The sequence below is a fragment of the Kluyvera georgiana ATCC 51603 genome (genome assembly GCF_001654985.1).
GTDB lineage: Bacteria > Pseudomonadota > Gammaproteobacteria > Enterobacterales > Enterobacteriaceae > Kluyvera > Kluyvera georgiana.
In genome coordinates, this window is the sequence record NZ_LXEU01000085.1 from 111,143 (window position 1) to 119,101 (window position 7,959).

At 54.4% G+C, this 7,959-nt stretch carries 7 protein-coding genes; 5 read left to right on the top strand and 2 right to left on the bottom strand.

The annotated features are described in order from the left end of the window. Positions 1 to 41: 41 nt before the first annotated feature. Positions 42 to 995: a VirK/YbjX family protein gene (locus M989_RS21440; RefSeq protein ID WP_064548713.1), complete on the bottom strand. Its 954-nt coding sequence runs from the start codon at positions 993 to 995 to the stop codon at positions 42 to 44. 161 nt (positions 996 to 1,156) lie between these two features. Here M989_RS21440 and macA point away from each other — a divergent pair, with 161 nt between their 5' ends. Then, complete coding sequence (gene macA, locus M989_RS21445) at positions 1,157 to 2,272, top strand: macrolide transporter subunit MacA (protein ID WP_064548715.1); 1,116 nt, start codon at positions 1,157 to 1,159, stop codon at positions 2,270 to 2,272. Further along, positions 2,269 to 4,209, top strand: coding sequence for a macrolide ABC transporter ATP-binding protein/permease MacB (gene macB / locus M989_RS21450; protein ID WP_064548717.1), 1,941 nt, complete (start codon positions 2,269 to 2,271; stop codon positions 4,207 to 4,209). Before macA ends, macB begins: the two co-directional genes overlap by 4 nt. 78 nt (positions 4,210 to 4,287) lie before the next feature. Here macB and cspD read toward each other — a convergent pair whose 3' ends face one another. Then, positions 4,288 to 4,509, bottom strand: coding sequence for a cold shock-like protein CspD (gene cspD / locus M989_RS21455; protein WP_064548719.1), 222 nt, complete (start codon positions 4,507 to 4,509; stop codon positions 4,288 to 4,290). 394 nt (positions 4,510 to 4,903) lie between these two features. Between cspD and clpS the strand changes: the two genes are divergently transcribed. The 3 genes from clpS (at position 4,904) to M989_RS21470 (ending at position 7,933) form a co-directional block, all read left to right on the top strand. Next, on the top strand, positions 4,904 to 5,224 hold the full coding sequence (clpS, locus tag M989_RS21460) for an ATP-dependent Clp protease adapter ClpS (RefSeq protein ID WP_064548721.1): 321 nt from the start codon (positions 4,904 to 4,906) through the stop codon (positions 5,222 to 5,224). A 29-nt stretch (positions 5,225 to 5,253) separates the two neighbouring features. Beyond that, positions 5,254 to 7,530: an ATP-dependent Clp protease ATP-binding subunit ClpA gene (gene clpA / locus M989_RS21465; protein ID WP_064548723.1), complete on the top strand. Its 2,277-nt coding sequence runs from the start codon at positions 5,254 to 5,256 to the stop codon at positions 7,528 to 7,530. 172 nt (positions 7,531 to 7,702) lie between these two features. Continuing rightward, on the top strand, positions 7,703 to 7,933 hold the full coding sequence (locus M989_RS21470) for a DUF2554 family protein (protein WP_064548738.1): 231 nt from the start codon (positions 7,703 to 7,705) through the stop codon (positions 7,931 to 7,933). The last annotated feature ends 26 nt before the right edge of the window (positions 7,934 to 7,959 follow it).

Below are 7,959 nucleotides of genomic sequence, written 5' to 3' on the forward strand. Positions count from 1 at the left end.
TGATATCTACACGCTACATCAGCAGCGTGTAGAAAAAAAGATTAAGGTCGGTTGAATAAGCCTGACATCTGGGTCTGAATAGCATCCATTAGCTCGTAGCGACGGCGGTATTCCGCGCGTTTTTTACTTGCAATTTCAGCAATATCTTTGCGGGGGATGGCGACAGGGATATGGTAATACCCTTCATTGTCACGCTCACCGCTTACGGCTTCCCAGAAGGTGTCATAATCAGAAAGAATCTTTTTATTCTTGTCCTGGTAGCGTTCGCCGCGAAAAATGTGCACATCGTTACTGACGGCGAGGATCTGCTCTACGTGCAGGCGTTCGGCTAATCGGCAGATGGCCTCCATCACCAGGCGTTTCGGGAACAGACCGTGGCAGGATTTCGTCGCATTCTGGATAGCCTCATGCGGCAAAGTGCGTTTACCGCCCTGCAGGCCACCGATAAACAGCGTGCGTTGATGATGATAATTCAGCAGGGTAAAGGTCATTTCCGCCAGTACATCGCCGTCGGCGTTGCGCATCAAAATGGTGCTATCGCCTTCTTTATCCAGATTAATCTGCATGGTCAGCTCAAGGGTATACGTATCGCCATTTTTACCCTCAATCTGCGCTAGCGGCAGGGCCTGTGTATTCAGGTAGGTTGCGAACTCTTCTGAGGACATCGCCTCTGACAGCAGCGTATAGTGATAACGCAGCGCATCCAGTACCTGATGGCGGCTAAAGTTGACCGCCAGATAAGGGCGATGCAGGCGCACCGGCAAGCGCGGTTGACGGGTGAGCAGGGTATGGAGATGGGACCATTGCGACAGTTCATTCATCCATTCGCGGCTCAGACGTGGCATCAGTAAAGAACGCAGCATAAACTTCCGGCGGAAGCTGCGCTGGTTCCAGAATTCACCGGGACGCCATTGCCCGCTAAACAGGCTAAAAAAGAGGCCGAGTGCGGAAGGTTGGCGGGAAGATTCGAATGAATTTTCGCTGAGCTGTGACATGGTTTACTATCCAGAATTACATATGGATGGCGATTTTAGCATCACCAGAGAGAATCAATTAGCGGGGTAGCGGTGTTTGCTAAGACTTTTCTCAACTTGTTTAGCTTGCGTTGAAGTTTGACTTCACAATTTGTCGAAATTTTTGGGGATTTCAGGATTTTATGATCATCAAGGGAAAGTTTAAAAAACGCTACTGGCTGATACTTGCCGTGCTTATCGTGGCGCTCATCGCCGTCTGGAAAATGCTCAACGCGCCGTTGCCCAATTACCAGACGCTGATTGTGCGTAAAGGCTCGCTTGAACAGAGCGTGCTGGCGACAGGTAAGCTCGATGCGTTGCGTAAAGTTGACGTCGGCGCGCAGGTTAGCGGGCAGTTGAAAACCCTGTCGGTGAACATCGGCGATAAGGTAGTAAAAGATCAGCTTCTAGGGGTGATTGACCCGGAACAGGCGGAGAACCAGATTAAAGAAGTGGAAGCCACGCTAATGGAATTGCGCGCACAGCGCAAGCAGGCAGAAGCGGAATGGAAGCTGGCGAGCGTCACCTTTTCCCGTCAGCAACAGCTGGCGAAAACCCAGGTGGTGTCACGCCAGGATCTGGACACCGCGGCCACCGATATGGCGGTAAAACAGGCGCAAATAGGGACCATCGATGCGCAGATTAAACGCAATCAGGCCTCGCTCGATACGGCCAAAACCAATCTCGACTACACGCGTATCGTGGCCCCGATGCGTGGCGAAGTGACACAAATTACGACCCTGCAAGGGCAGACGGTGATTGCTGCCCAGCAGGCACCCAACATTCTGACGCTGGCGGATCTCAGCACTATGCTGGTGAAAGCGCAGGTTTCCGAAGCGGACGTCATTCATCTTAAACCGGGACAAAAAGCCTGGTTTACGGTGCTTGGCGACCCGCTGACCCGCTACGAAGGCACCCTGAAAGATATTTTGCCGACGCCGGAAAAAGTCAACGATGCCATCTTCTACTATGCCCGTTTTGAAGTGCCGAACCCTAACGGTGTCCTGCGTCTGGAGATGACCGCGCAGGTGCATATCCAGCTCGGCGGCGTCAATGATGTGTTGACCATTCCGCTGTCGGCGCTGGGCGATAGCGTAGGAGATAATCGCTATAACGTACGTTTACTGCGCAACGGTGAAGTGAAAACGCGCGAAGTGGTCATCGGTGCGCGCAATGATACTGACGTAGAGATCGCTAAAGGGTTGGAAGCCGGCGATGAAGTGATAATCGGAGAAGGTAAAGCCGGAGCGGTAAAATGACCGCTCTGCTTGAACTGACCGATATTCGGCGCAGCTACGCGTCGGGTGACGGTAGCGTTGAGGTACTCAAGGGTGTCTCGCTGCAAATTAACGCCGGTGAGATGGTGGCGATAGTCGGCGCCTCGGGTTCGGGGAAATCGACGCTGATGAACATTCTCGGCTGCCTCGATAAGCCGACCAGCGGCACCTACCGCGTGGCGGGAACCGATGTGGCGACGCTGGACGGCGATGCGCTGGCCGCGCTGCGCCGCGAGCACTTTGGCTTTATTTTTCAACGCTATCACCTGCTGTCGCACCTGACGGCGGCGCAGAATGTGGAAGTGCCGGCGGTGTACGCGGGCGTGGAACGTAAGGCGCGGCTGGCGCGGGCGAAGCAGCTGTTGCAGCGTCTGGGGCTGGCGGATCGCGTCGATTATGCGCCTTCTCAGCTCTCCGGGGGCCAGCAGCAGCGGGTGAGTATTGCCCGTGCGCTGATGAACGGCGGCCAGGTGATCCTCGCCGATGAACCTACCGGTGCGCTTGATAGCCGCTCCGGTGAAGAGGTGATGGCGATTCTCCATCAGCTTAAAGAGCAAGGGCACACGATTATTATCGTTACCCACGACCCGCAGGTGGCCGCGCAGGCAGAGCGCGTGATTGAGATTCGCGACGGTGAAATTATCCATAACCCTCCGGCGCGGCAAACCGCGGTCGCGCCGCGTCAGCCGGTGATGCAGAACACCTCCGGCTGGGGGCAGTTCAGCAACAGCTTCCGCGAAGCGTTGTCGATGGCCTGGCTGGCCATGGTGGCGAATAAAATGCGCACGCTACTGACCATGCTGGGGATTATTATCGGCATCGCCTCGGTGGTGTCTATCGTGGTGGTGGGCGATGCGGCCAAACAGATGGTGCTGGCCGATATTCGTTCCATTGGCACCAATACCATTGATGTGTATCCGGGGAAAGATTTCGGCGATGACGATCCGCAGTATCAGCAATCGCTGAAGTATGACGATCTGCTGGCGATCGAAAAGCAGTCCTGGGTCAGCTCGGTGACGCCGTCGGTGTCAAAAAATCTGCGCATCCGTGCAGGGAATATCGACGTCGCGGCCAGCGTGCAGGGTATTGGTCAGTACTACTTCAACGTCTATGGTATGACCTTCAGCGAGGGCAATACCTTTAATGATGTCCAGGCCGCAGAACGCTCGCAGGTGGTAGTACTGGACAGCAATACGCGCCGTCAGCTGTTTCCCAATAAGGCCAGCGTGGTGGGGGAAGTGATACTGGTGGGTAATACGCCCGCGACGGTGATTGGCGTAGCGGATGAGAAACAGTCGATGTTTGGCAGCAGCAAGATTCTGCGCGTCTGGTTACCGTATTCAACGATGTCCGGACGGGTGATGGGGCAGGCGTGGCTGAACTCAATTACCGTAAGGGTGAAAGAGGGCTACGACAGCAGTTTCGCCGAACAGCAGTTGACCCGGCTGCTCAGTTTGCGTCACGGTAAGAAAGATTTCTTTGTCTGGAACATGGACAGCATCTTGAAAACGGCAGAACGCACCACACATACATTACAGCTGTTCTTAACGCTGGTGGCGGTGATCTCGCTGGTGGTTGGCGGTATTGGTGTGATGAATATCATGCTGGTGTCGGTAACGGAACGGACGCGAGAAATCGGCATTCGTATGGCGGTCGGCGCGCGGGCCAGCAACGTCCTGCAGCAGTTTTTGATCGAGGCGATTCTGGTGTGCCTGGTGGGTGGCGCATTGGGCGTCACGCTGTCGTTGATGATTGCGCTGCTGCTCCAGGTGGTGCTGCCGGGCTGGGAGATTGGTTTTTCACCGCTGGCGCTGTTGACGGCGTTTATCTGCTCGACCCTCACCGGCGTGCTGTTTGGCTGGCTACCGGCGAGAAACGCGGCACGGCTGGATCCGGTGGATGCGCTGGCGCGGGAATAACGGCGAAAAATAAATGAAAAAATGCCAGTCAGAAGGACTGGCATTTTGACAGCGGGATGTACACAATGGGGCAGTAAACTAGGCGGCTGTTTCTGCTTCCACGGGGATAATCACGCTAGCATGATTACCTTTCGGCCCCTCGTGGACATCAAACTGGACGGCTTGTCCGGCTTTTAACGTTCTGTACCCATCCATCTGGATGGTGGAGTAATGGGCGAAGATGTCCTCGCCACCGCCTTCCGGGCAAATAAAACCGAACCCTTTGGCATTGTTGAACCACTTAACAGTACCCATTTCCATACTTCGACATCCTTCGTAACTCTATTATACGTTTATAAGTAGATGGAATGAACCGGTGGTGGAGTCAGGAGTTGTTCAAAACCTCACCAACTCTCGCCAGTACAATTTAGATATTTCGCACAGTGCGTCAAGCGTTTGCGGAGGGCTAAAGGGGTAAAATGCATCAAAATTTGAAGCAGTTAACGCTATTGACGGGAATGTGACAGAGTTCGCGGATGACAGCTATAGGTGATAGTTATCTATGATCTACAGTAAATTAAGAGCCTGTATGCACAGGAACAAAAGGTGACGTGCTGGCCGGGAGATGTGTCATTAATCCTGTCAATAATACGGATCCTTACGTGGACGCAGCCTCGTCAGCAGCAATTGATGACACCGACGATGATGACTGACAATGAGCAAGACCAGAGACTGGCTGGATTTCGACCAGCTTGCGGCAGATAAACTTCAGGATGGGCTTAAACCCCCGTCAATGTATAAAGTGATATTGGTCAATGATGATTACACTCCGATGGAGTTTGTTATTGACGTGTTACAAAAATTCTTTTCTTATGATGTAGAACGCGCAACACAGTTGATGCTAACGGTTCACTATCAGGGTAAAGCAATTTGTGGTGTTTTCACGGCAGAAGTCGCCGAAACCAAAGTTGCGATGGTGAATCAGTACGCGAGGGAGAACGAGCATCCGCTGCTGTGTACGCTGGAACAAGCCTGATACAGGCATGAAAATTGGGGGAGGTGCCAATGCTCAATCAAGAACTGGAACTCAGTTTAAACATGGCTTTCGCCAGAGCGCGCGAGCACCGTCACGAGTTTATGACCGTGGAGCATATGTTGCTGGCGCTGCTCAGCAACCCATCAGCCCGTGAAGCGCTGGAAGCGTGCTCGGTCGATTTGGTGGCGCTGCGTCAGGAACTCGAAGCCTTCATCGAACAAACCACGCCGGTTCTGCCGGTCAGTGAAGAAGAGCGCGAAACTCAACCGACGCTCAGCTTCCAGCGTGTTCTGCAACGCGCGGTCTTCCACGTCCAGTCTTCCGGGCGTAGCGAGGTTACCGGCGCCAACGTACTGGTGGCGATTTTCAGCGAGCAGGAGTCGCAGGCCGCCTATCTGCTGCGCAAACATGAAGTCAGCCGTCTCGACGTGGTGAACTTCATCTCTCACGGCACGCGTAAAGACGAGCCAAGCCAGCCTTCCGATTCCGGAAATCAGCAACCTAATGAAGAGCAAGCAGGCGGGGAGGAACGTATGGAAAACTTCACCACCAATCTTAATCAGCTTGCTCGCGTTGGGGGAATTGACCCGCTGATCGGCCGTGACAAAGAGCTGGAGCGCGCTATTCAGGTGCTGTGCCGCCGTCGTAAAAACAACCCGCTGCTGGTGGGGGAATCCGGCGTCGGGAAAACGGCGATTGCCGAAGGCCTGGCATGGCGCATCGTGCGCGGTGACGTGCCGGAAATCATGGCCGATTGCACTATCTATTCGCTGGATATCGGCTCGTTGCTGGCGGGTACCAAATACCGCGGCGATTTCGAAAAACGTTTTAAAGCGCTGCTCAAGCAGTTAGAGCAGGACACCAACAGCATTCTGTTCATTGACGAAATCCACACCATTATTGGTGCGGGTGCCGCGTCGGGTGGGCAGGTGGATGCCGCAAACCTGATTAAGCCGCTGCTCTCCAGCGGCAAGATTCGGGTGATGGGTTCGACCACGTACCAGGAGTTCAGCAATATCTTTGAGAAGGACAGGGCGCTGGCGCGTCGTTTCCAGAAAATCGATATTACCGAACCGTCCGTAGAAGAGACCGTGCAGATCCTGAACGGCCTGAAGCCGAAATACGAAGCGCACCACGACGTTCGCTATACCGCCAAAGCGGTGCGCGCGGCGGTGGAGCTGGCGGTGAAATACATCAACGATCGTCATCTGCCGGATAAAGCAATTGACGTGATTGATGAGGCTGGCGCCCGCGCTCGCCTGATGCCGGTGAGCAAGCGTAAGAAAACGATCAACGTGGCGGACATTGAATCCGTGGTCGCGCGCATTGCGCGAATCCCGGAGAAAAGCGTCTCCCAGAGCGATCGCGATACGCTGAAAACGCTGGGTAATCGCCTGAAAATGCTGGTATTCGGCCAGGATAACGCCATCGATGCGCTGACCGAAGCCATCAAGATGAGCCGTGCGGGCCTCGGCCACGATCATCGTCCGGTGGGATCCTTCCTGTTTGCTGGCCCAACCGGGGTGGGTAAAACGGAAGTGACCGTCCAGTTGGCGAAGGCGATGGGCATTGAGCTGCTGCGTTTCGATATGTCCGAATATATGGAACGCCACACGGTGAGCCGCCTGATCGGTGCGCCTCCGGGATACGTTGGTTTTGACCAGGGCGGCCTGCTGACCGATGCGGTGATTAAGCATCCTCACGCGGTTCTGCTGCTGGATGAAATCGAAAAAGCGCACCCGGACGTCTTTAACCTGCTGCTGCAGGTGATGGACAACGGCACGCTGACGGATAACAACGGGCGTAAAGCCGATTTCCGTAACGTGGTGCTGGTGATGACCACCAACGCCGGCGTACGTGAAACCGAGCGTAAATCGATTGGTCTTATCCAGCAGGACAACAGCACCGACGCGATGGAAGAGATCAAAAAGATCTTTACGCCAGAGTTCCGTAACCGTCTGGACAACATTATCTGGTTCGATCATCTGTCTACCGACGTGATCCATCAGGTGGTGGATAAGTTCATCGTCGAGCTGCAGGTTCAGCTGGATCAGAAAGGCGTGTCGCTGGAAGTGAGCCAGGAGGCCCGCAACTGGCTGGCCGAGAAGGGTTACGACCGGGCGATGGGCGCACGTCCGATGGCGCGCGTGATTCAGGACAACCTGAAAAAACCGCTGGCTAACGAACTGCTGTTTGGTTCGCTGGTGGACGGCGGTCAGGTCACCGTGGCGCTGGACGCCGAGAAAAACGCGCTGACCTACGGCTTCCACAGCGCGCAGAAGCACAAACCGGAAGCGGCACATTAACGGCGGTCGCTCACATTAAAACGAAAACCGGGCTGATAGTGGCTCGGTTTTTTTTTGTCTCTCGTTTCTCCTGCAACGTTGACATACCCTTTTCGCAAATTTGAACTGTTGAATAATAACCCGACGTAAGTCGCGGCATGCTAACGACAGGATTTAGCCGAACGGTGGGATGATGTTGACAAAAGCGTTATCGGTGATGTTGCTGACGTGTGCCTTGTTTTCTGGCCAACTGATGGCCGGGCATAAAGGTCACCAATTTTTGTGGGTAAAGAATGTCGGTCACCAGCTACGCCATGAGGCTGATAGCGATGAACTGCGTGCGGTGGCGGAAGAGTCGGCGGAAGGGTTGCGTGATAGTAATAGCTGGCGGAAAGCGCATAAAACCGAGGTTCATATTTTATGAGGCGGATGACGGAAGGCCAAAAAAAT

Coding starts and splice junctions, on each gene's coding strand:
- clpA (WP_064548723.1), top strand. CDS start 5,254: ATGCTCAATCAAGAACTGGAACTCAGTTTAAACATGGCTTTCGCCAGA.
- M989_RS21440 (WP_064548713.1), bottom strand. CDS start 995: ATGTCACAGCTCAGCGAAAATTCATTCGAATCTTCCCGCCAACCTTCC.
- clpS (WP_064548721.1), top strand. CDS start 4,904: ATGAGCAAGACCAGAGACTGGCTGGATTTCGACCAGCTTGCGGCAGAT.
- cspD (WP_064548719.1), bottom strand. CDS start 4,509: ATGGAAATGGGTACTGTTAAGTGGTTCAACAATGCCAAAGGGTTCGGT.
- M989_RS21470 (WP_064548738.1), top strand. CDS start 7,703: ATGTTGACAAAAGCGTTATCGGTGATGTTGCTGACGTGTGCCTTGTTT.
- macB (WP_064548717.1), top strand. CDS start 2,269: ATGACCGCTCTGCTTGAACTGACCGATATTCGGCGCAGCTACGCGTCG.
- macA (WP_064548715.1), top strand. CDS start 1,157: ATGATCATCAAGGGAAAGTTTAAAAAACGCTACTGGCTGATACTTGCC.